16 protein-coding genes are annotated in these 22,749 nt (G+C 72.2%); 9 read left to right on the forward strand and 7 right to left on the reverse strand.

The genetic code is table 11. The features are described 5' to 3' along the window. Positions 1–19 precede the first annotated feature (19 nt). Positions 20–3,301: a tetratricopeptide repeat protein gene (locus tag TU31_RS02030; RefSeq protein WP_042149807.1), complete on the reverse strand. Its 3,282-nt coding sequence runs from the start codon at positions 3,299–3,301 to the stop codon at positions 20–22. A 147-nt stretch (positions 3,302–3,448) separates the two neighbouring features. Here TU31_RS02030 and TU31_RS02035 point away from each other — a divergent pair, with 147 nt between their 5' ends. Both TU31_RS02035 and TU31_RS02040 read left to right on the forward strand, forming a co-directional pair. After that, on the forward strand, positions 3,449–5,485 hold the full coding sequence (locus tag TU31_RS02035; protein ID WP_042147936.1) for a thioredoxin domain-containing protein: 2,037 nt from the start codon (positions 3,449–3,451) through the stop codon (positions 5,483–5,485). Positions 5,486–5,823: 338 nt separating this feature from the next. Further along, complete coding sequence (locus TU31_RS02040; protein WP_045867289.1) at positions 5,824–7,302, forward strand: amidase; 1,479 nt, start codon at positions 5,824–5,826, stop codon at positions 7,300–7,302. Here TU31_RS02040 and TU31_RS02045 read toward each other — a convergent pair. Continuing rightward, positions 7,292–7,918, reverse strand: coding sequence for a TetR/AcrR family transcriptional regulator (locus TU31_RS02045; RefSeq protein WP_245698378.1), 627 nt, complete (start codon positions 7,916–7,918; stop codon positions 7,292–7,294). The two genes, TU31_RS02040 and TU31_RS02045, sit on opposite strands and share 11 nt — an antisense overlap. A gap of 353 nt (positions 7,919–8,271) precedes the next feature. Next, a complete protein-coding gene (gene trhA / locus TU31_RS02050) occupies positions 8,272–8,988 on the reverse strand; it encodes a PAQR family membrane homeostasis protein TrhA (RefSeq protein WP_042147942.1) in 717 nt (238 codons plus the stop codon). A gap of 239 nt (positions 8,989–9,227) precedes the next feature. On the opposite strand from trhA, the gene TU31_RS02055 reads away from it, so the two are divergent. Further along, positions 9,228–11,048: a phosphoenolpyruvate carboxykinase (GTP) gene (locus TU31_RS02055; protein WP_042147944.1), complete on the forward strand. Its 1,821-nt coding sequence runs from the start codon at positions 9,228–9,230 to the stop codon at positions 11,046–11,048. Positions 11,049–11,303: 255 nt separating this feature from the next. Here the strand turns inward: TU31_RS02055 and TU31_RS02060 are convergent, their stop codons facing one another. Together TU31_RS02060 and TU31_RS02065 are read right to left on the reverse strand one after the other, a co-directional pair. Further along, positions 11,304–11,753, reverse strand: coding sequence for an SCO4983 family protein (locus TU31_RS02060; RefSeq protein WP_042147947.1), 450 nt, complete (start codon positions 11,751–11,753; stop codon positions 11,304–11,306). An 85-nt stretch (positions 11,754–11,838) separates the two neighbouring features. After that, positions 11,839–13,050 (reverse strand): pyridoxal phosphate-dependent aminotransferase, encoded by a 1,212-nt coding sequence (locus TU31_RS02065; protein WP_042149813.1) that lies wholly within the window; start codon positions 13,048–13,050, stop codon positions 11,839–11,841. A 160-nt stretch (positions 13,051–13,210) separates the two neighbouring features. Here TU31_RS02065 and TU31_RS02070 point away from each other — a divergent pair, with 160 nt between their 5' ends. Continuing rightward, positions 13,211–15,103 (forward strand): KAP family P-loop NTPase fold protein, encoded by a 1,893-nt coding sequence (locus TU31_RS02070; RefSeq protein WP_052718818.1) that lies wholly within the window; start codon positions 13,211–13,213, stop codon positions 15,101–15,103. A 2-nt stretch (positions 15,104–15,105) separates the two neighbouring features. Here TU31_RS02070 and TU31_RS02075 read toward each other — a convergent pair whose 3' ends face one another. Then, positions 15,106–16,740: an N-acyl-D-amino-acid deacylase family protein gene (locus TU31_RS02075; RefSeq protein WP_042147949.1), complete on the reverse strand. Its 1,635-nt coding sequence runs from the start codon at positions 16,738–16,740 to the stop codon at positions 15,106–15,108. 174 nt (positions 16,741–16,914) lie between these two features. After that, positions 16,915–18,204 (reverse strand): amino acid deaminase, encoded by a 1,290-nt coding sequence (locus TU31_RS02080; RefSeq protein ID WP_042147952.1) that lies wholly within the window; start codon positions 18,202–18,204, stop codon positions 16,915–16,917. A 299-nt stretch (positions 18,205–18,503) separates the two neighbouring features. On the opposite strand from TU31_RS02080, the gene TU31_RS02085 reads away from it, so the two are divergent. The 5 genes from TU31_RS02085 (at position 18,504) to TU31_RS40185 (ending at position 22,674) form a co-directional block, all read left to right on the forward strand. Next, complete coding sequence (locus TU31_RS02085; protein ID WP_042149817.1) at positions 18,504–19,517, forward strand: sugar kinase; 1,014 nt, start codon at positions 18,504–18,506, stop codon at positions 19,515–19,517. Positions 19,518–19,634: 117 nt separating this feature from the next. Then, positions 19,635–20,414 (forward strand): IclR family transcriptional regulator, encoded by a 780-nt coding sequence (locus TU31_RS02090; RefSeq protein ID WP_042147955.1) that lies wholly within the window; start codon positions 19,635–19,637, stop codon positions 20,412–20,414. Positions 20,415–20,419: 5 nt separating this feature from the next. Continuing rightward, entirely contained in the window at positions 20,420–20,830 is a 411-nt protein-coding gene (locus tag TU31_RS02095) for a RidA family protein (RefSeq protein ID WP_042147958.1), read from the forward strand. 160 nt (positions 20,831–20,990) lie between these two features. Continuing rightward, positions 20,991–22,511: a GntP family permease gene (locus tag TU31_RS02100; RefSeq protein WP_042147961.1), complete on the forward strand. Its 1,521-nt coding sequence runs from the start codon at positions 20,991–20,993 to the stop codon at positions 22,509–22,511. A 28-nt stretch (positions 22,512–22,539) separates the two neighbouring features. Further along, complete coding sequence (locus TU31_RS40185) at positions 22,540–22,674, forward strand: hypothetical protein (protein ID WP_275451769.1); 135 nt, start codon at positions 22,540–22,542, stop codon at positions 22,672–22,674. Positions 22,675–22,749 lie beyond the last annotated feature (75 nt).

The following is a 22,749-nucleotide window of genomic DNA, read 5'->3' on the forward strand; positions in this document are numbered from 1 at the left end:
CTCCCGGCCCGCCCTGCCGTCACTCCGCGTCGGCCGGGGCGATCAGCACGCCCATGACCTCGCGCGCATGGCGGTTCGGCACCATGCCCAGCCGCCAGGCCTGCCAGCCCGACTCCGGCTCCACCCCGCGCTCCAGCAGCAGCGCGAACGCCTCCGCGCAGTCCTCCAGCTTGGCGTCGCGGGTCGCATGCTTCTCCCGGACCAGCTGCGCCAGCTCCTCCTGGGCGACGGCCGTACCCACCACGGAACCGCCCGGTGAGGCGAGCGGCAGCAGCGTGCAGCGCAGGAACCGCGCCCAGTCCTCACCGCGCCGATCGCCGTAGCCGGCGAAGAGCCGCGCCGCCTCGTCGGCCAGCTCCAGGGCCTGCGCCGCCCGGCCGTTGCCGGCATCGATGATCAGCAACTCCAGGCAGGACCACGCCTCCCCGTGGGGCACCCCGATCCGCTGGAAGTCCTTACGGGCGTCCTGAAGCAGCTGCCGGGCGAAGCCGCTGTTGCGCAGCGACCCGGTCTGCTCGGCCCGCAGATCGCGGGTGACCCGGCCGGAATGATGCCGGGCGCAGGCGAGTCCGTAGCCGTCCTGCATCCGGCTGAACATCGTCCGGGACCGCTCCAGCTGCCGCAGCGCCGCATCGCGTTCGCCGCGCTCCTCCAGAGCCTGGCCCAGGTAGTACATCGTCCAGGCCTCACCGCGGGCGTCCTCGTGCTGGTGGTGCAGTGGCAGCGCCTGCCGCAGCTGGTCCACCGCGGGCCCCGGATCGCCGTCCACCAGCCGGGCGCGCGCCAGCTGCGTCATCGCCCAGGCCTCACCGCGCTCGTCGTGCGTCCGGCCGTAGAGCTCCATCGCCGCCTGAAGGGCCTGCTCCGCGGCCGGTACATCGCCCCTGCGCAGATGTACCTGGCCGAGCTGGAAGTGCGCCCAGGCCTGGCCGTGCACGCTCTCGCTCTCCTCGTGGAGCTCCAGCGCCTCGCGCAGCATGGCGACGGCGTCCGCGAGCTGTGCGCGGTCGCGCTCCACCGCGGCCAGGGCGTGCAGCGTCCACGCCCGGTCACCGTGCATATCCGCGCCGGACTGGAGCTCCAGCGCCTCACGGAGCTTGGCCGAGGCCTCGGTGAGATGGCCCTGCTGTTGGAGCGTGATGCCCAGATCCCGCAGCGCACGGGCGGCACCCGCCGGATGCTGTGCCTCGAAATACAGATCCACCACCGACGACAGGGTCGTCCGCGCCTTGTCCAGCTCGCCGAGCTGCCGGGCCGCCACACCCGTACGCCACTGCACCGAGCGGACCAGCAGCCCCTGCCCGACGGCCCGGGTCAGCTCGCTCAGCTCGCCCAGCCGGTAAAGATCGCCGCGCAGCAGGCAGTAGTCGGCCAGCGCGCCCAGCAGATGCGAGACCGCTGCCTGGTCCACGCCGTGATCGGCATGGCGCAACGCGGAGGTGATGAAGCTGCTCTCGTCGTCCAGCCACTGGAGGGCCGCGTCCAGGGAGGTGAAGCCGTGCGATCCGAAGCGGTCGGCACGGGTGGACGTCCGGCCGTCGACCAGCCGGATGACCGAGTCGGCCAGCTCCGCATAGCCACGGATCAGCCGCTCCTGGGCCGCGCCGCGCTCGCCCGGCTCCTCCTCGTCCACCAGCCGGGCATGCGCGAAGCTGTGCACCAGGGCATGCAGGCGGTAGCGCTCGCCGCGGACATGCTCGATCAGCCCCGCGCGGGCCAGCGTCGTCAGCTGCCGGGCCGCCTCGGCCTGTTCGACGCCCAGCAGCGCCGCCGAGGCCGCCGCCCCCAGGCTCGCCCGGCCCACCAGCGCCAGCCGGCGCAGCAGCCGACGGGCCGTCTCCGACTGGTCGCAGTAGCGCAGCCACAGGGCCCGCTCCACCGGCGACCGCTCCTCGTGGGCCGCGAGATCCGTGGCCAGCGCGGCGGGGGTGCGCGTACCGAGCGAGGAGCCCGCCACCCGCAGCGCCAGCGGCAGCCCGGCGCACAGCTCGGAGATCTTGTCGATCGCCCGCGAGTCGTACGGACCGGCCGCGTCCGGGGCCTCGCCGCCACCCGCGGCGGTGGCCCGCAGCAGCTCCTCGGTGCCCGCGGTGTCCAGTGGTCCCACCGGCAGCTGATGCACCCATGCCTGGAGGTCCTCGGGCAGCTCCAGCGGCGTACGGGAGGTGACCAGCACCAGGCTGTCGGACCGCTCCGGCACCAGCGTGCGTACCTGCTCCGCATCCGCGGCATCGTCCAGCAGCACCGTCACCGGCAGACCGGTCAGATGGTGGTGATACAGCTCGGCGAGCCGTTTGACCTGCTGTTCCTGGGACGGCCGCTCGCGGAACAGCAGCTGCTCGCGCGGCGCGCCCAGCCGGTTGAGCAGATGCAGCAGCGCGTCCCGGGTGGGGAGCGGTACCTCACCGGGGGTGTCACTGCGCAGATCCACCACACACGCGCCACGGAACTGATCGCGCAGCTGGTGGGTGGCCCGCACCGCCAGCGCCGTCCGGCCCGACCCCGGCTCGCCGTGCAGCACCACCACCGTCGGCTTGGTCTCCGTGCTCGCACGGGCCGCCTGCACCCACTGAGCGATCTGCGTCAGCTCAGCCCGACGCCCCGCGAACGGGACGTCCGGGCACGGAAGTTGGGCGAACGAATGCTCCAGTACGGACCGCTGACGGGCCGCCGCGCTGCGGTCCGCGCCGCGCAACTGCGGCCCACGGGTGGACGTCGAGGCGGCCGGCTGGGATGCCGTGCCGCCGCCGCGGGCCGCTGCCGTCAGCATCCGCTGCTGATCCAGGAACGGACGGATGCCCCGCACCTCCAGCGCCGTCAGCCACTGAAGCCGCAGCTGCTGGGCCCCGCCCGGCTGGCCGCGCTTCCCGGCTTCCTGGTGGGCCGCCGGCCAGTGTCCCGCGGTCAGCTTCAGGACCGTGGCCGCCGCCCCCGCCACCACCACGACCGCCCCTACGCCCAGCGCCGCGCCCGCGCCCGTGCCGTACGCGAGGTCCGCGCCGCAGGCCGCCACCGCCGCCGCGGCCGTCGCCACCGCGGGGGTCCCCAGCTCCTTGCGGGAGAGCCGCCGGCCCAGCGAGGGCTGACCGGCGGCCGCCTCGTCCAGCGCCCGCACATACGCGGAGTACTCCTCGGCGGCGCTGCCCGCCAGCTCCTCCAGCGCCGAGCGTGCCCTGCTGAGCAGTGTGTCCCCGTCGAGCCGCCCGCCCGAGCGCCGTACCTCTTCCTCGACCGCCCTGGTCAACAGCGCTTCCGCTTCCGCCCGGTGGCCGTCGCGCAGCACAGCCAGTGAGCCCGGCATGCCCATCCCCCTCCAGCAGTTCCAGCAGTCTCCGGCGGTGATCGTCGCCGCACGCACAGTGTTCCGCGTCCGCGCGGATTCCGGCAGGGCTGTGGACAACTCCCTCCGCTCCCGGCTCACCGGCCCCCCTTGGGAGAGGATGGACCCATGCCGAACCGCCTGGCTCATGAGACTTCCCCGTATCTGCTCCAGCACGCCGACAACCCGGTCGACTGGTGGCCCTGGTCCGCCGCCGCGTTCGAGGAGGCCCGGCGGCGTGGTGTGCCGGTGCTGCTCAGCGTGGGCTACAGCTCGTGCCACTGGTGCCATGTGATGGCGCACGAGAGCTTCGAGGACCCGGCCACCGCCGAGGTGCTCAACGAGCACTTCGTGGCCGTCAAGGTCGACCGGGAGGAGCGCCCGGACGTCGACGCCGTCTACATGGAGGCCGTACAGGCCGCCACCGGCCAGGGCGGCTGGCCCATGACGGTCTTCCTCACGCCCGACGCCGAGCCGTTCTACTTCGGTACGTACTTCCCGCCCGAGCCCCGCCACGGCATGCCGTCCTTCGGGCAGATCCTCGACGGGGTGCGCAACGCCTGGGCCGACCGCCGCGACGAGGTCGGTGAGGTCGCCGGACGGATCGTCGCCGACCTGGCCGGACGTTCCCTGACCGGGGCGCTGCCCGCGGACCGGCGGCCGCCGGGCCCCGAGGAACTGCACGGCGCCCTGATGGGGCTGACCCGTGACTTCGACGCGGTGCACGGCGGATTCGGTGGCGCGCCCAAGTTCCCGCCGTCCATGGTGCTGGAATTCCTGCTCCGCCACTACGCGCGCACCGGGTCCGCCGGGGCCCTGGAAATGGTGCAGGCGACCGGCGCTGCGATGGCCCGGGGAGGCATCTACGACCAGCTCGGCGGCGGTTTCGCGCGCTATGCGGTGGACGCCACCTGGACCGTGCCGCACTTCGAGAAGATGCTCTACGACAACGCCCTGCTGTGCCGGACCTACGCGCATCTGTGGCGGTCCACCGGCTCGGACCTGGCCCGCCGGATCGCCGTCGAGACCGCCGACTTCATGGTCCGCGAGCTCCGTACCGACCAGGGCGGCTTCGCCTCCGCACTGGACGCGGACAGCGATGACGGCACCGGGAAGCACGTCGAGGGCGCCTACTACGTCTGGACGCCCGAGCAGCTGCGCGCCGTACTGGGCGACGAGGACGCGGAGTTCGCCGCCACCTGCTTCGGCGTCACCGAGGAGGGCACCTTCGAGGAGGGCGCCTCGGTCCTCCAACTCCCGGACACCGAGGACCTGGTGGACGCCGAACGGGTGGTCTCCGTCAAGCGGCGGCTGCTCGCGGCGCGGGAGGAGCGGCCGCGCCCGGGGCGGGACGACAAGGTCGTCGCCTCCTGGAACGGGCTGGCCATCGCCGCGCTCGCCGAAACCGGTGCCTACTTCGACCGGCCGGACCTCATCCAGGCCGCCACCGACGCCGCCGACCTGTTGGTCCGCGTCCACATGGACTGGCACGCCCGGCTGCACCGCACCTCCCGCGACGGCACCCCCGGCGCCAACTCCGGCGTCCTGGAGGACTACGCCGATGTCGCGGAGGGCTTCCTCACCCTGGCCTCGGTCACCGGGGAGGGCGTCTGGGTGGAGTTCGCCGGATTCTTCCTGGACACCGTGCTGCTCCAGTTCACCGCCGAGGACGGCGCGCTCTACGACACCGCGGCCGACGCCGAGGCACTGATCCGCCGCCCCCAGGACCCGACCGACAACGCGACGCCCTCCGGGTGGACCGCGGCGGCCGGTGCCCTGCTCTCGTATGCGGCGCTCACCGGCAGCGGTCTCCACCGGGACGCCGCGGAGCGGGCCCTGGGCATCGTCACCGCGCTCGCCGGGCGGGCCCCGCGCTTCATCGGCTGGGGCCTGGCCGTCGCCGAGGCCGCACTGGACGGGCCGCGCGAGGTCGCGGTCGTCGGCCCGCAGGGCGATCCGGCCACCGTCGCGCTGCACCGCGCCGCGCTGCTCGGCACCGCCCCGGGGGCGGTCGTCGCGCTGGGTGTCCCCGGGACCGACGAGGTACCGCTCCTCCAGGACCGCCCCCTGGTGGACGGCCAACCGGCCGCCTACGTCTGCCGCCACTTCACCTGCGAGCGGCCGACCACCGACCCGGAGGAGCTGACCGAGCGCCTCCGGGGGTGATCATCTTCCGGTGAACGGGCCCGGCCCGGCCCACGGTTCACGGCGCTTCCGCGGCGGCGGCCCCCTGGGAGGTACGGCACAGCGGCCGTCCCAGGGGGCCGCCGCCGGGCCCTGGGGCCAGCGACGGAATGGCCCCGGACGTGCGCGTCAAGTTCTGGCCTCGCACGCCCGGCTGTACGGCATTACGGCATCGAGCAGGCGCCGCGCGCCTTGCGCGAGCTTGCCGAAGGGCGCCATCTGGGCGCCGTCCTGGTGGAGTTGTGAGGACCCGGCCCCGGGACGCGGTGGCGGAGCCGAGGCAACCGGCCACTGTCAGAGGCCGGTTGTAGCCTCGCAGAGTGACGAACTTGCTCAAGAAGCGATCCCTCGTCCAGGAAGCCGCGGCGCTGCGGGCCGGCACCGAAGACCCCGTCGACGCGGTCCACCGCACCTGCGACCGCATCGACGCCGTCGATCCGGAGGTGCGGGCCTTCGTGGCGGAGACGGGGCGGCGTACGCGGCTCCTGAAGGCGGCGCGTCGGGCGGCCGCCGCTGTGCGGGACCCCGTCGGCCGGCCCGTCCTCCATGGCGTCCCCGTGGGCATCAAGGACATCGTGCGGGTCGACGGACTGCCCACCCGCGCGGGCTCGGCGCTGCCGCCCGAGGTGCTCGGCGGCCGGCAGGCCGGCGTCGTCGACCGGCTGTGTGCCGCCGGTGCGCTGATCGCCGGAAAGACCGTCACCGCGGAGTTCGCGGTCACCGCCCCGGGCCCGACCCGCAATCCGCACAACCCGGCGCATACGCCCGGCGGTTCGAGCAGCGGTTCGGCGGCCGCGGTCGCCGCCGGGATGGTGCCGCTGGCCATCGGGACACAGACCGTCGGCTCGATGATCCGGCCCGCCGCGTACTGCGGAGTGGTCGGCTTCAAACCGTCCTACGGGCGGATACCGGTCGACGGAGTGATCCCCAACGCCGCGAGCTTCGACACCCTCGGCTGCTACGCCACGGACGTGGCGGGTGTCGCCCTGGCGGCGTCGGTGCTGGTCGACGGATGGCGACCGGAGGCCGTGGTGGGGCCCGGGCCGCGCCCGGTACTGGGCGTGTCGGCCGGTCCCTACCTGGAGCGCGCCGACGACGCGGCGCTGCGCGCCTTCGAGGAGCAGCAGGAGCTGCTGCGATCCGCCGGGTACACCGTCCACGAGGTGCCGGTGATGGACGACTTCGAGCAGATCGTCGAGCAGCTGTTCACGATGAACCGCTATGAAGTCGCCCGTGCGCACCGGGACTGGTTCGCCCGCTTCGGCGACCGCTACCGCCGGCAGACCACGGCGGCCATCCAGGAAGGCCGGACGATCGGGGACGCCGCCTACGAGGCGGCCCGAATACGGCGTCATGCCTTCCGCGCCCGGCTCGCGGCGGACCGCGCCGCGGCCGGTGTCGACCTGTGGATCGCCCCGTCGGCCACCGGTCCCGCGCCTGCCGGTCTCACCACTACCGGCACCTCGATCATGTGCCTGCCGTGGAGCAACGCCGGGCTGCCGGCCATCAGCCTGCCCGCCGGCCGCGCCCCCAACGGCCTGCCGCTCGGCCTCCAACTCATCGGCGGATCCGGCACGGACGAAGAACTGCTCCAGGGGGCAACGGGAATCGAGCACGTACTCAACGGAGAGGCGCGGAAGAGGGACGTACTCAACCGGGGCGCGGGGGACGGGGATGTGGCGGCCGGCGACGGCGCACGGGTCGACGGCGGCGGAAGGAACGACGGCGGCGGACGGAACGGCGGAGACCGACGCGACGACGGCGGGCCGGCCCCGGACGGCCCCGCCCTCAGAGCGTGAGGCCCCGCGCCAGCACATCCATCGTCCGGTGGATCAGCGCCTCCAGTTCGGTGTGCTGACCGCCCGCGACCCAGTGCAGCATCGCCTCCTGGAGCGCGGCCAGGACCGCGGCGCTGATCACCCGCAGCTCCAGGTCGTCGGCCGGGCGGCCGGTGCGCTCCGCCAGCACCGCGCTGATCAACGCGGTGTCCCGGGCGTTGTTCTCCGCCGTACGGCCCCGGATGGCGGGTACGTCACGGACCAGCCGGATGCGCTGGACGAGTTCGCCGCGGTCCGCGGCGGTGAGCTCGCGCAGTGCCTCGACCGCGACCCGCCGCATCGATTCGACCATCGGCTCGTCCGCGGGACGGGCCCGCAGTCCCGCCTCCAGCACGGTGTCGTACTCGTCCGTGAGCACGATGTCTTCCTTGGTCGGGAAGTAGCGGAAGACCGTGCTCGGCGAGACATCGGCGGCCTCGGCGATCTGGTCGATGGGGGTCGCGTCGTATCCCTGCTCCTCGAAGAGCCGGTAGGCGGCCCGTCGGATCGCCTCCCGGGTCTGGATCTTCTTCCGCTCCCGGAGCCCGATCTTCGGTGTTCCGGGCGGCGCGGTGGCAGGGGTACGTGCGGAAACCATGCGCAGCATTGTCGGGCATCGCGCGCCCAGGAGGCCACGCCCCGGCCCGTGCGGGACGGTGCCCCGGCCCGTGCGGGACGGCGCCCCGGACAGCGGCTTCGGTCGGCGGCGCGCTCAGTGCGGTCGCTGCGCTCAACACTCTCCGTGTTCGCAGCGCTGTCCGCGCCTTCCGTGCCCTCGGCGCTGTCAGTGGGGTGTGTCACGCTGGGGCGTGGGAATGATTACTGTGAGTGATTTATGGGGGTGGGGGCGTGCTCGGTGAAGGTCTCGATACGGCGCGTGGCCGCGGCCGGGAAGGCCGCGGCCACGGGGGGCGCGGGGATATCGGGCCGGTCGGCCGCTGGGGCGGGGCCTCAGGTGTGCGTATAAGCCACCAGGGAGATGCCGACGTAGTGCACGACGAAGGCCGCCAGGGTGAAGGAGTGGAAGACCTCGTGGAAGCCGAACCACCGGGGTGAGGGGTTGGGGCGCTTGAGGCCGTAGATCACGCCGCCGGCGCTGTAGAGCAGCCCGCCGACGATGACCAGGACGAGGACGGCGACGCCGCCGGTGCGCAGGAAGTCGGGCAGGAAGAAGACGGCGGCCCAGCCCATGGCGATGTAGCAGGGGGTGTAGAGCCAGCGTGGGGCGCCGACCCAGAAGACCCGGAAGATGATTCCGGCCAGTGCGGCCGCCCAGACGGCCCAGAGCAGTGTCTGTCCTCGGGAGCCGGGCATGAGCAGCATCGTCAGCGGCGTATAGGTGCCCGCGATGATCAGAAAGATATTGGCGTGATCGAGCCGGCGCAGTACGCCGTCGGCGCGCGGGCCCCAATTTCCGCGGTGGTAAAGGGCGCTGACCCCGAAGAGCAGGCAGGCGGTCAGGGTGTAGATGGCGCAGGCCAGGCGGCCGCGGGGGCTGTCGGCGAGGGCGGTGAGTATGACGCCGGAGAGGAGGACGGCGGGGAACATTCCGGCGTGCAGCCAGCCGCGGAGTTTGGGCTTGAGGGGCGCGGTCACGGCGGCGACCGCCGCGATCGCGGGCGGCGCGGAGGGGGGCTGGCTCTCGGCGGCGTCGGGCGCGGAAGTCATGGCGCAATGCTACCTACGCGACCGTAAGTTACGGATTGGTGCCGAAGTGGTGACGGTCACGAAAGCGCCCTCTGGACAGAACCCCATAACGGTCGGATGATCAAATGAGTGCCGTCGGCACCGGATGAGCGGTCACGAAGCATCCGGGTCGCAGCCCCCAAGGGGCAGACATCAAAAGAAGCGGATTTTCCCGGCCAAATCGGGCATAAATCTGTCCATACCCTCATCTAGGAGCGATCGTGGCGCGCGACAACGCGGCTCCCCCCGTCCTCACCCGTCATCAAGGACTCATCTCCTGGGTCGACGAGATCGCAGCGATCACCCAGCCCGACCGGGTCGTCTGGTGTGACGGCTCGGAGGCGGAGTACGAGCGTCTGTGCGAGGAGCTCGTCGACAAGGGCACGTTCAAGAAGCTCGACCCGATCAAGCGCCCCAACTCGTACTACGCGGCCTCCGACCCCTCGGACGTGGCGCGGGTCGAGGACCGCACCTTCATCTGCTCCGAGAAGGAGGAGGACGCCGGCCCGACGAACCACTGGAAGAACCCCGCCGAAATGCGCGAGATCTTCGCCGGTGAGCAGGGCATCTTCCGCGGTTCGATGCGCGGCCGGACGATGTACGTCGTCCCGTTCTGCATGGGCCCGCTCGGCTCTCCGCTCTCCGCGATCGGCGTGGAGATCACCGACTCCGCCTATGTCGCGGTCTCGATGCGCACCATGACGCGCATGGGTCAGCCGGTGCTCGACGAGCTCGGCGAGGACGGCTTCTTCGTCAAGGCGGTGCACTCGCTCGGTGCGCCCCTGGCCGAGGGTGAGGCCGATGTGCCGTGGCCGTGCAACTCCACCAAGTACATCTCGCACTTCCCCGAGGACCGGGAGATCTGGTCCTACGGCTCCGGCTACGGCGGCAACGCCCTGCTCGGCAAGAAGTGCTACGCGCTGCGCATCGCCTCCGTCATGGCGCGCGACGAGGGCTGGCTCGCCGAGCACATGCTGATCCTCAAACTCACCCCGCCGCAGGGCGAGTCCAAGTACGTCGCCGCCGCCTTCCCGAGCGCCTGCGGCAAGACCAACCTCGCGATGCTGGAGCCGACGATCTCCGGCTGGACCGTCGAGACCATCGGTGACGACATCGCCTGGATGCGCTTCGGCGAGGACGGCCGCCTCTACGCCATCAACCCCGAGGCCGGCTTCTTCGGCGTCGCGCCCGGCACCGGCGAGCACACCAACGCCAATGCCATGAAGACGATGTGGGGCAACTCCGTCTTCACCAATGTCGCGCTCACCGACGACGGCGATGTGTGGTGGGAGGGCATGACCGAGGAGAAGCCCGCCCATCTGACCGACTGGAAGGGCAACGACTGGACGCCGGAGTCCGAGACCCCCGCCGCCCACCCCAATGCCCGCTTCACCGTCCCGGCCGGCCAGTGCCCGATCATCGCGCCCGAGTGGGAGGACCCCAAGGGCGTGCCGATCTCGGCGATCCTCTTCGGTGGCCGCCGCGCCAGCGCCGTGCCGCTGGTGACCGAGTCGCTGACCTGGCAGCACGGCGTCTTCCTCGGCGCCAACGTCGCCAGCGAGAAGACCGCCGCGGCCGAGGGCAAGGTCGGCGAGCTGCGCCGGGACCCGTTCGCCATGCTGCCGTTCTGCGGCTACAACATGGGTGACTACATGGGTCACTGGGTCAAGGTCGGCGCCGACAAGGACCAGGCCAAGCTGCCGAAGATCTACTACGTCAACTGGTTCCGCAAGGACGACAAGGGCCGCTTCGTGTGGCCGGGCTTCGGCGAGAACGGCCGGGTGCTCAAGTGGATCGTCGAGCGGCTGGAGGGCAAGGCCGAGGGCGTCGAGACCCCCATCGGTGTGCTGCCCACCAAGGAGTCGCTGGACACCACGGGCCTCGACCTCGACGACGCCGACCTCGATTTCCTGCTCACCGTCGACAAGGACGTGTGGCGCGAGGAGGCGGCGCTGATCCCCGAGCACCTCAACACCTTCGGTGACCACACGCCGAAGGAGCTGTGGGACGAGTACCGCGCACTGGTCCAGCGGCTCGGCTAGTCACCGCACCGCACAACGCCCGGCCGGGGCCCCGCATCTCTCAGGTGCGGGGCCCCGGCTCGTGAACGCCTGCCGGGCCCGCTCCCGCCGCCCTCATACTCCCTGTCCGTACGGGGAGTTCAGCCCCCGCCAGGCCCGGCGCTCGCGCTGAGTGACCGGTGGCAGCCCGAACCGTGCCCGGGAAGAGGCGCCGGCCGGTTGGGCCGGTCGAGTGAGGCGAGGGAGGGGCGGCCGGGTCCCGGGCACCCGCCCGGTTCAGGCCGTGGCGAGATCCCGGTGCGGTGCCGTGTGCGCCGCCATCCGCTCGGCGGCCAGTTCCCGCGCCGCCGCGTCGTCACGGGTGGTGGCGACCGCCAGGGCGTTCCCGGCGAGGGTGCGGGCGCGCTGCTGGAGGGCCTCGATCCGGGCCGGGGTGCCGCCGTCGGTGGGCTCGGCGCGCAGCGGATAGTGGCCGCCGCTCAGCCGGGCGACCTGCTCGGCGATGCGCTCGGCGGCAGCGGCCAGCTCGGCGCCGTCCAGCCCGGCGTCCTGCGGCGCACCGCCGTCCGTCCGCGTCGCCAGCGCATGCAGCTCATCGGTGACGGTGAGCAGCGCGGTCAGCTGTCCGGCGAGCCGGATGTCCAGCTCCTGCTCGCGCGAGCGGTGCGGGATCTCCGGGGCGGCGGCCATGGTGTGGACCGACTTGGTGCGGATCGGTTCGTACATGGGACGGCCTCCTGAAAACGTTCAGGAGACCATCCTAGCTTAGACGCTGTCTAAAGTTGTGGCTCTTATAGAAGACCGCTCCGGGTCAGTACTGTCCGTAGCCGTCGAGGAAGGAGCCGATTCGGGTGACGGCATCCGCCAGATCGTCCTTGCTGGGCAGCGTGACCAGGCGGAAGTGATCGGGCTCCGGCCAGTTGAAGCCGGTGCCGTGGACGATCATGATCTTCTCGGCGCGCAGCAGGTCCAGCACCATCTGCCGGTCGTCCTTGACCTTGTAGACCTTGGGATCCAGCCGCGGGAAGGCGTACAGCGCGCCCTTCGGCTTGACGCAGCTGACGCCGGGGATCTGGGTCAGCAGCTCATACGCCGTGTCGCGCTGCTCCAGCAGCCGGCCGCCGGGCAGCACCAGATCGTTGATCGACTGCCGGCCGCCGAGCGCGGTGGCGACCGCGTGCTGGGCCGGCATATTGGCGCACAGCCGCATATTGGCGAGGATCGTCAGCCCCTCGATGTACGAGGTGGCATGCGCCTTCGGGCCGCAGACCGCCATCCAGCCGCTGCGGTAGCCCGCGACCCGGTACGACTTGGACAGCCCGTTGAAGGTCAGGGTCAGCAGGTCGGGGGCGAGCGAGGCGAAGGGTGTGTGGGTGACGCCGTCGTAGAGGATCTTGTCGTAGATCTCGTCGGCGCAGACGATCAGGTTGTGCCGGCGGGCGATCTCCGCGATACCGCGCAGCAGCTCGTCGTCGTACACGGCACCCGTGGGGTTGTTGGGGTTGATGACGACGATGGCCTTGGTGCGGTCGGTGACCTTGCGCTCGATGTCGGCCAGGTCCGGCATCCAGTCCGCCTGCTCGTCGCAGCGGTAGTGCACGGCCGTGCCGCCGGAGAGCGAGACGGATGCCGTCCACAGCGGATAGTCCGGGGCCGGGACCAGCACCTCGTCGCCGTCGTCCAGCAGCGCCTGCATCGACATCTGGATCAGCTCGGAGACGCCGTTGCCCAGGTAGATGTCGTCGACGGAGAGGTCGATGCCCTGCGTCTGGTAGTGCTGCATCACCGCGCGGCGGGCGGAGAGCAGGCCCTTGGCGTCCCCGTAGCCGTGCGCCGTGCCGACCGTGCGGAGGATGTCCTCCAGGATCTCGGGCGGGCACTCGAAGCCGAACGCCGCCGGGTTGCCGGTGTTGAGCTTGAGGATGCGGTGACCCGCCGCCTCCAGCCGCATGGCCTCCTCAAGCACCGGGCCACGGATCTCGTAGCAGACGTTGGCGAGCTTCGTTGACTGGATCACCTGCATGTCCGCCACCTTACGGGCGCGTATCGGCGGCCGCCCGGTGTTTTTCCCCACGTTGATCACCGGACGGTGTGGAGTTCCTCACGCCCGGTGACGATTCGGGGGGGTGCGGATTCCGCGGAGGCCCCCACGGGCGGGGGTGCGCGCCGCTACGCTCCGGCACATGCCCGCCTCGGCACCGTTACCCCCGGCCGCACCTGCCGCACCGGCCTCGCCCGCTCCCGCCGCCTCCGCGCCCCACGGCCCGTTCGCGCTGCTCAACGACGAGCCGGTGGCCGAGCCCGGCGCGGATCTGCTCGGCGCCGGCCGCGCCGCCCGCCGGCTCGCCGGACTCCTGGTCGCCTCCCGCGCCTCCACCCCGTTCACCCTCGCCGTCGACGCCGGCTGGGGCATGGGAAAGAGCAGCCTGATGCGGCTGGTCGACGCGGAGCTGGCGCGCGCCCCCGAGGTCCACACCGTCTGGTACAACGCCTGGACCTCGACCGGAGCCGACGCGCTGGAAGGGCTGATCAAATCCGTACTGATGCGCTTCGACCGGCGGGTGCTGCGGCGCGGGCTTCAGCGGATCTCCGAGCGGGGCGCGCTGCTGCGGGCCGTACGGGCCGTGACCACGGTCGCCGCCGGGCCGCTCGGGGTGGCCGGTCTGGTCGACGAGCTGTGGCGCGGCCTGTCCGTCAACTCCCAGGCCCGCAACGAGATGCGCGAGGCGATCGGCACACTGGTCCAGGAGTGGTCCGAGACCGCCGAGTTCCGGCCGCGCCGCCTCCTGGTCGTCTTCGTCGACGACCTCGACCGCTGCTCCGAGGAGACGGTGCTCGCCGTCTGTGAGGCGGTGAAGGTCTATCTGGATGTGCCGGGGCTGGCGTTCGTCATCGGCTGCGACCGTTCGGCGCTGGCGCCCAACGGGCTGCTGCGTGACCCGTCGCCCGCGGCCTCGGCGTTCATGGAGAAGGTTTTCCAGACCAGCTACCGCATTCCGGTCGCCGACCAGCAGGACGTCCGGGAGTACATCGACCGGTGTGCCCGCGCCGTCGGGATCGACCGGCTTCTGGACGAGCGGCTCACCACCCTGCTCGCGGAGCGCTCGGCCGGTAATCCGCGCCGCATCAAGCGCCTGGTGAACGGCTTCGTGCTGGAGGCGACGCTCAATCCGATGTGGGAGGACTTCCCGCCCGAGGCGGTGGTCAGGACGCTGCTGCTCCAGTACTTCTACGCCGACTTCTACCGGATGGTGGCCGGCGGCGGGGGGCCCGGCGCCGGCGATGTGATCGCTGAGTTCCGCACCTACCAGCAACTGCGCCGGCTGCTGCGGGCCCCGGATCCGATCCCCGACGCCGAGCGCTCCCGCCTCAACCGCTTCCTTCACGAACACGACCTGCCGGACCAGGACATGGCCACGGGGGCCGATACGCTGAGCCGTCTGGAGCGCCAACTCCCCAGCGGCTTCCCGGAGATGGTGACCGACCAGGGGTTCACCTCGCTGCTCGACGGTCTGGTGGCGCTGCCGCGCTCCGAGGAACTGCTGCGGCGGCTGCGCGAGGGAGCCGCGCTCCCCGCCCCGGTGGAGCCGGAGCCCGCCTCGTACCTCCAGGCGCGCCCGCCCCGGACCGCGTCCCCGGCGGGGGCGTACGGCGCGCCGCCGGGGGCCGGGGCGCACCGTGCCGCGGACGGGATGCTGCACGGTGTGCACATCCTGTGGGTGGACGATCATCCGCGGAACAACGAGTCGCTGGTCAACGCCTTCCGCGCGGCGGGCGCGGTGGTGCGGATCGCCGAGGACTCGGCCGCCGCGGACGCCGCCCTCGCCGTCGAGCGGCCGACGATGATCGTTTCCGATATCGACCGGGGAGGCAATCCGCGGGAGGGCCTGGAGCACATCGGGCGGCTGCGGCGGGAGGGCCGCTACACCGGCCCGGTCGTCTTCTACGCGGGCCGGGTCACCCCGGAACGGACCACGCTGACCGGGCAGTTGGGGGCCCATCTGACGAGCAGCGGACCGGAGATCGAACGGCTGGTCCTGCGCGCGGCCGCGGGGGAGCTGCCGCCGCCCGGCTGACCTCAGCCCCGGCCCGGCGCCGTCCGCCGTACCGACCGGCCCGCCAGTACGTCCGTCCGCCGGCCGTCCTCCATCACGAACCGGCCCTCGATCAGGACATGCGGAATGCCGGTGGGCAGCGTGCGCGGGGCGTCGAAGGTGGACCCGGCGGCGACCGTTTCCGGGTCGAAGAGGACCAGGTCGGCGCGGTAACCCTCGCGTACCAGGCCGCGGTCGGGGAGCCGCAGCCGGGCGGCCGGACGGCCCGTCAGATGGGCGACGCACTCCTCCAGCGACAGCACGCCCAGCTCGCGGACGTACCGGCCGAGGTACCGGGGGAAGGTGCCGTACGCCCGCGGATGCGGTTTGGCGCCCTGGAGGATGCCGTCGCTGCCGCCGGTGTGCACCCGGTGGCGCATGATCCGGCGGACGTTGCCCTCGTGGCCGACGTGCTGGAGGATCGTCGAGCCCAGACGGTCCTCGATCAGCAGCCGGCGGGCGGTCTGCCAGGGCTCCTCGCCGCGCTCCGCGGCAGCGCGGGCCACGGTCTTGCCGACGTGGTCCGCCAGCTCGGGGTGCGACACCCCGGAGATCTCGATGGTGTCCCAGTCCATGGGCACCCCGTGACAGCCGTCCGCGCCCTCCACCTCCATGACGTGCCGGATGCGGGCGGCCGTCGCGTCGTCCCGGAGGCGGGCCAGGATCACCCCGGGGCCGCCCTCGCTCGCCCAGCTCGGCAGCATGGCCACCAGGGTCGTACAGCCGGGGGTGTACGGATAGGTGTCCAGGGTGAGGTCCGCGCCGGCGTCCAGCGCGTCGTCCAGGAGGGCGAGCAGCTCGGGCGCGCGGCCCTCGTTGACGCCGAAGTTCATGGTGGCGTGCGCCAGATGCAGCGCACAGCCGGCCTCGCGGGTGAGCGCCACCATCTCCTCGTACGCCTGGAGGGCACCGGCGCCGTAGGAGCGGTGGTGCGGGCAGTAGTAGCCGCCGTAGCGGGCCACCACCCGGCACAGTTCGGTCAGTTCGGTGTCGGAGGCGTACATCCCGGGGGTGTAGGTCAGACCGGAGGACATGCCGACCGCGCCCTGTTCCAGGCCCTCGGCGACCAGCTGCCGCATGCGGTCCAGCTCGTCGGCGGTGGCCGCGCGGTCGTCCCAGCCGAGGGTGAGCATCCGTACCGTGCCCTGCGGGACGAGATAGGCGGCGTTGACGGCGATGCCCCGGCCGTCGAAGCCGTGGTCGAGGCGGTCGAGGTAGCCGCCGACGGTGCGCCAGCTGAAGTCGACGGAGGCGTCCCCGGGCGCTCCGCCGTTCCAGCCGGTGATCTGGGCGCGGACCTCGGCGAGGGTGCGGTCGTCGACCGGTGCGTACGACAGGCCGTCCTGGCCGAGGACTTCGAGGGTGACGCCCTGGGCGGCCTTCGCCTCGTGCCCGGGGTCCCGCAGCAGTGCCAGGTCGCTGTGCGCGTGCATATCGATGAAGCCGGGGGAGAGGGCGAGGCCCTGGCCCTCCACCACGCGGGCGGCGCCCGGCCGCGGACCGCCGTCCGACTCGCGGTGGATGGCCGCGATCCGGCCGCCGGACAGGGCGACATCGGCGCGGTAGGACGGACCGCCGGACCCGTCGACGACGCGTACGCCGCGGAACACCGTCTCCATGGCTGGGCCTGCCTCTCTCGGTGCCCCGGAGCGTCGCCCAGGGGACGTGCGGTCGCAGGGTCCGGGGCCGGCGGCGCGCACCGCGGGGGATCGGCGCGCACCGCCGGCGTCCGGGGGCGGGAGCAGAGCTCCGGCCCGGGAAGCCCACGGGGTCAAGGCCCCGCCGGGCAGGTCCTAGAAGAAGGTCCGGATGAAGTCCGTGACCGTGCCGTCCTGTTCGACGAGGGGGATCAGCTGCCACTTGTCGAAGATGGTGCAGGGGTGCGAGAGCCCGAGGGCGACCCAGTCGCCGACCTCCACATCGCCGGCGCGCTCGGTGTCGACCCAGGCGTGCTGGTCGGACAGCTTGGTGACGGTGAGGCCGTCCGCCGGGCGTTCGGTGCCGTCCCGGCCGGACCGGACCACCTGGGCCTGCGGCAGATCCAGGTCGTACGCCGCGTCGCGCTTGCCCGCGTTGAGGAACGCCTGCTCGGTCGTGGGGCGGGAGACGACCTGGGCCCACAGCCGGAAGGCGGGGTGCAGGGCGCCCTCCTCCGGGACGCGGTTGAAGGGGGTGAGCCGGCGGTAATGGGCGTCGTCGTGCGAGACGTACGCGCCCGAGCGCAGCAGCTTGAGGACGGGCGCCGACAGCGTGGGGAGGTCCGCGAAGACCTCGGCGACCGCGTCGAACCAGGCGCTGCCGCCGGCGCTGACCACGATCTGGTCCAGGTCGGCGAACCGGCCCGCCTTGTCGAACGCCTCGGCCAGCGCGACCAGTCGGCGCAGGTAAGCGGTCACCCGCTCCGGGGTGGCCTCGGGCACCTCGCCCTCGTAGCCCGCCACGCCCACCAGGCGCAGGGTGTCCACCCCCGCGATGGCATCGGCGAGTTCCAGGCACTCGGTCTCGGTGCGGACACCGGTACGCGCGCCCTCGCCGGCGCACAGCTCGACGACCACATCCACCGGGCGGGTCGCCCCGGCCTCCCGCAGGGTGCGGTCCATCAGCTCGATACCGCGCAGCGAGTCGACGTAGCAGATGAGCTGGAAGCCGGGGTCGTCGGCGAGTTCGGCGGCGAGCCAGCGCAGTGCGGCCGGGTCCACGACCTCGTTGGCGAGGAAGATCTTCTGGATGCCGTAGGCGCGGTAGACGCGGACCTGGTGGGGGACGGCGGCGGTGATGCCCCAGGCGCCGTGCTCCAGCTGCCGGGCGAAGAGCTGCGGGGCCATACAGGTCTTGCCGTGCGGGGCGAAGGCGAGGCCGTGCCGGTCGGCGTAGGTCTCCATCAGGGCGAGGTTGTGCTCGACCGACTCGGCGGAGAGGGCGAGGACGGGGGTGGTGAAGCCGCCGTCGAAGAGGTTGCGGCGCTCGGCGGCCAGCTCCCCGACGGTGAGCCCTTCGGCGTCGGGCGGGAGCGCCTTGAAGCGGTGATCGACCCGTTCGTCCGCGAGTCCCTTGAGTCCCTGCGCGAGCCGCTCGCCGGCCATGGGGCCTCCTCCAAGTTCCTGTTGCACTCTCTGCAACGCTCATTGCGCATATCGCGTACAGCTGTCTAACATCCGGGCCATCGCCCGGTCAATGGTGAGAAGCATCGTGCAAAACGGGCCGGAACGGGCCCTGGACACCGCCCCGGACGACACCCGAACCGCCGCTCCCACCGCGCCCGGGTGAGCCGTACAGCGAAGGAGCGCATCCGATCGTGACCAGGTCCTCGAACGCCGGCGACAGTCGGGCTCCGGACGGCGCACCCGTTCCGGACGTCGATGTCGTCTGCCTCGGCGAGTCCATGGTCACCTTCCTGCCGCGGCTGCCCGGGCGGCTCGCCGATGTCCCCTCCTTCGACCGTGCCATCGGCGGTGCCGAATCCAACGTCGCCTGCACCCTCGCCCGCACCGGCCACACCACCCGATGGATCTCCCGGGTCGGCACCGACGGCTTCGGCGACCACCTGCTGACCGCCATCGCCGACTGCGGCGTCGACGTCCGCCACGTCCGGCGCGACCCGCTGCGCCCCACCGGCGTCTACTTCCGCACCGCCGGCGACCGCGCCACCGGCACCCACGAAGTCGCCTACTACCGCGCCGGTTCCGCCGCCTCCGCCATGACGGCGGCCGACCTGGACCCGGCCGCCCTGTACGCCGGCCGGATCCTGCATCTGTCCGGCATCACTGCGGCGCTGTCCGCGGACTGCCTCGGCCTGCTGCGGGAGCTGACCACCCGCCGCCCCGGGCGTCCGCTCCTCTCCTTCGACGTCAACTACCGGCCGGGGCTGTGGCGGGACACCGCGCGGGCACGGGTGCTGCTCGACCTCGCACGGGGCGCGGACCTGGTGTTCGTGGGCGACGACGAGGCCCGGGACGCCTGGGGCCTGCACGGTCCCCGGGCCATCCGCCAGGCGCTGCCGGAACCGCACACCCTGGTCGTCAAGCAGGGCAGGGCCGGAGCCACCGTGTTCCGGCGGACGCGGGAGCCGGGCGGCCGCCGCGACGACGCCACCTTCGTCCCGGCCCTGAACGTCGACCTCGTGGCGGCCACGGGCGCCGGCGACGCCTTCGCCGCCGGCTTCCTGTCCGCCACCCTCCGCGGCCTCCCGGACCGCGCCCGCCTCCGGCACGGCCATCTGTGGGCGGCCGCCGCCCTCACCGTCCCCGGCGATCTCGCCACCCCGCCGAGCCGGCCGTACGCCGACCGACTGGCCGCCCTCGACGACCCGGCCTGGGAGACACTGCACCTCGCTCCCGGCTGGACCGCCGCCGACACATCCGGCCACAGGGCCGACGAGGAGGTACCCACGCAGTGAACGAGCCATGTGCGAGAACCATCGAGAGGTGCGCCCCGGGCGACCGGCGGGCCGGGCGAAGCGAGGTGCCGGTATGAGCCGGACCGCCGACCGGGCCGAGGGCAACGAGGTGCCGGTATGAGCCAGACCGTCGACCGGGCGCTGAGCATTCTGCCGCTGCTCGCCGAGGGGCCCGCCGACCTGGGCCAGGTCGCCGACCGGCTCGGCGTCCACAAGTCCACGGCCCTCCGGCTGCTGCGCACCCTCCATGAACACGGCTTCGTCTACCGCCAGTCCGACCAGCGCTACCGCCTCGGTGCCCGGCTCTTCGCCCTCGCCCAGCAGGCCGTCGAGAACCTCGACGTACGCGAGATCGCCCACCCTCACCTCGTCGCACTCAACGAGAAGTGCGGACACACCGTCCACCTCGCGGTCCACGAGGAGAACGAGGTCCTCTACATCGACAAGGTGGAGAGCCGCTATCCGGTCCGGATGTACTCCCGGATCGGCAAACCCGTCGCGATCACGGTCGCCGCGGTCGCCAAGCTGCTCCTCGCCGACCTCCCCGAACCCGAGCGCCGCGCCCTCGCCGAGAAGCTCGACTACCCCCGCTACACGTCCCGTTCGACCCATGACGCCACGGCGTTCCTCGCCGAACTGGCCACGGTCCGCGAACAGGGCTGGGCCACCGACCTCGGTGGCCACGAGGAGTCCATCAACTGCGTCGCGGCCCCCGTCCGCGGCGCCGACGGCCGCCTGGTCGCCGCCATGTCGGTCTCCGCACCGAATGTCGTCGTCAGCGCCGAGGAACTCCTCGGACTGCTCCCGCTGGTCCGCCGCACCGCCGACGCCATCAGCCGGGAGTACTCCGGAACCGCCGTCCCCCCGTCAGCCACCGACCCCGCAGAGGAAGCCTGAACCCCATGACCGAGAAGACCGCGCTCACCCCGGCCACCCACACCACCCCGCCCGCGAAGTTCTCCCACGGCGTCAAGAAGGGCAACATCCTCCAGGTCGCGGGCCAGGTCGGCTTCCTCCCCGCCGTCGAGGGCCAGGCCCCCACCCCGGCCGGCCCCACCCTGCGCGAGCAGACCCTCCAGACCCTCGCCAACGTCAAGGCCATCCTCGAAGAGGGCGGCGCCAGTTGGGACGACGCGATGATGATCCGCGTCTACCTCACCGACGTGGCGCACTTCGCCGAGATGAACGCGATCTACAACGCCTACTTCGAAGAGCAGGGCCTCAAGGAGGCCCCCGCCGCCCGCACCACCGTCTACGTCGGTCTGCCCAAGGGGCTCCTCATCGAGATCGACGCCCTCGCCGTCCTGAGCTGAGCCACCCGCTGTGCCTTTGGTGAGCCGACCAGTGAGCCGACCGCTGTGCCGTTAGTACGTCCGCACCATCCGCCGCACGGCAGGGCACCCCGCACCGACGGGGCGCCCTGCCGCGGTCCCCCCTACCCGGAAAGCCGCTGCCTGCCACGGGAGTTCACCCATGCACCTTGCCGCCACGACCGCCGCCCCGGCCACCCCGCCATCACCACCCCACACCGGTGGACTGCTCGCCCTGATACCGGGCACCGCGGGCCTCCTGACGGTCGCCGCCCTGGGCATCGCCCTGCTCCTCGTACTGATCATCAAGGTCCGGCTCCAGCCGTTCGTCGCGCTGCTGACCGTCTCCATCGCGGTCGGGCTGGCCGCCGGGCTCTCGGTCACCGAACTCTTCGGCACGGTCCAGAAGTCCGACGCCGTCTCGCTGATCGAGACCGGCATGGGCGGCATCCTCGGGCATGTCGCGATCATCATCGGCCTGGGCACCATGCTCGGCGCGATCCTCGAAGTCTCCGGCGGCGCCGAGGTGCTGAGCGCCCGGCTGCTCCGTCTCTTCGGCGAGCGGCGCGAACCCCTCGCCATGGGCCTGACCGGCCTGATCTTCGGCATCCCGGTCTTCTTCGACGTGGGCATCTTCGTCCTCGCCCCGATCGTCTACGCGGCCGCCAAGAGGTCCGGCAAGTCGATCCTCCTCTACTGCATGCCGCTTCTCGCGGGCCTCTCCATGACGCACGCCTTCCTGCCTCCGCACCCCGGCCCGGTCGCGGCCGCCGGCCTCTTCAAGGTCGACCTGGGCTGGATCATCCTCATGGGCCTCGTCTGCGGCATCCCGGCGGTGCTCGCCGCCTGGGCCTACGCGGCCTGGATCGGCAAGCGGCTCTACGTCGGTGTCCCGCAGGACATGGTCGATGCGGCCGACGAGGCCAAGGCGGCGGTCACCGCCGAAAAGGCCGCGGCCGGCGTCCCGTCTGCGGCCGGCGTCCCGTCAGCAGCCGGTGCCCCCTCACACGAAAGGCCGGTCTCCCTGGGCACCGTCCTCACCATCATCGGCACCCCGCTGCTCCTCATCCTCCTGGCGACCTTCTCCTCCATCGCCCTGGCCCCCTCGCCCGGCCGCTCGGTCATCGAGTTCTTCGGCCACCCCTTCGTGGCCCTGACGATCGCCCTGCTGCTGTCGTACTACCTGCTGGGCATCCGCCGCGGCTGGTCCCGCACGTCCCTGGGAACCGTCTCGACCGCCTCACTCAAGCCGGTCGGCAACATCATCCTCGTGGTCGGCGCCGGCGGCGTCTTCGGCGCCGTCCTCAAGGCCAGCGGCGTCGCCACCGCCCTCTCCGACACCTTCCACCACGTCGGCCTCCCGGTCATCGTCCTCGCCTACCTCCTCTCCCTCGTCCTCCGCGTCGCCCAGGGCTCCGCCACGGTCGCCATCGTCACCACGGCGGGCATCGTCGTCCCCCTCGTCGAGGGCCAGAGCATGTCGCAGGCCCATCTGGCCCTGATCATCATGGCGATCTCGGCGGGGTCGATCTTCGCTTCGCATGTGAACGACGGGGGCTTCTGGATGGTCAGCAAGTACTTCGGCATCTCGGAGCGGGACACCCTGAAGTCGTGGACGGTGCTGGAGTCGGTGCTGTCGGTGGCGGGGTTCGGGGTGGCGGCGGTGGTGAGCCTGGTGGTGTAGGCGCCGGTGGCCAGGGCCCTCCACCTGCGTGGTGGGGTGGACTCCGCCCACGGCCGTAGCGGGCACCGAGCACGCCTACGTGACCGACACCCGCGAAGCCCTCCGCACCCTCATCCGCGTGATACGCGAGATAAAGGCCGGCAAGGCCGACCACCTGCTGTAGCGCCCCGTAGGGGAACGACGGAGGGGCGCCCGGCGTCGGCACGGGGCCGGGCCGGGCGCCCTTCGGGCCGTTGTC

Source organism: Streptomyces lydicamycinicus (genome assembly GCF_000829715.2).
Lineage (GTDB): Bacteria > Actinomycetota > Actinomycetes > Streptomycetales > Streptomycetaceae > Streptomyces > Streptomyces lydicamycinicus.

Coding starts and splice junctions, on each gene's coding strand:
- TU31_RS02065 (WP_042149813.1), bottom strand. CDS start 13,050: ATGCAGGTGATCCAGTCAACGAAGCTCGCCAACGTCTGCTACGAGATC.
- TU31_RS02085 (WP_042149817.1), top strand. CDS start 18,504: ATGGTCACCTTCCTGCCGCGGCTGCCCGGGCGGCTCGCCGATGTCCCC.
- TU31_RS02060 (WP_042147947.1), bottom strand. CDS start 11,753: ATGTACGAACCGATCCGCACCAAGTCGGTCCACACCATGGCCGCCGCC.
- trhA (WP_042147942.1), bottom strand. CDS start 8,988: ATGACTTCCGCGCCCGACGCCGCCGAGAGCCAGCCCCCCTCCGCGCCG.
- TU31_RS02100 (WP_042147961.1), top strand. CDS start 20,991: ATGCACCTTGCCGCCACGACCGCCGCCCCGGCCACCCCGCCATCACCA.
- TU31_RS02095 (WP_042147958.1), top strand. CDS start 20,420: ATGACCGAGAAGACCGCGCTCACCCCGGCCACCCACACCACCCCGCCC.
- TU31_RS02045 (WP_245698378.1), bottom strand. CDS start 7,918: ATGGTTTCCGCACGTACCCCTGCCACCGCGCCGCCCGGAACACCGAAG.
- TU31_RS02070 (WP_052718818.1), top strand. CDS start 13,211: ATGCCCGCCTCGGCACCGTTACCCCCGGCCGCACCTGCCGCACCGGCC.
- TU31_RS02075 (WP_042147949.1), bottom strand. CDS start 16,740: ATGGAGACGGTGTTCCGCGGCGTACGCGTCGTCGACGGGTCCGGCGGT.
- TU31_RS02035 (WP_042147936.1), top strand. CDS start 3,449: ATGCCGAACCGCCTGGCTCATGAGACTTCCCCGTATCTGCTCCAGCAC.
- TU31_RS02090 (WP_042147955.1), top strand. CDS start 19,635: ATGAGCCAGACCGTCGACCGGGCGCTGAGCATTCTGCCGCTGCTCGCC.
- TU31_RS02080 (WP_042147952.1), bottom strand. CDS start 18,204: ATGGCCGGCGAGCGGCTCGCGCAGGGACTCAAGGGACTCGCGGACGAA.
- TU31_RS02030 (WP_042149807.1), bottom strand. CDS start 3,301: ATGCCGGGCTCACTGGCTGTGCTGCGCGACGGCCACCGGGCGGAAGCG.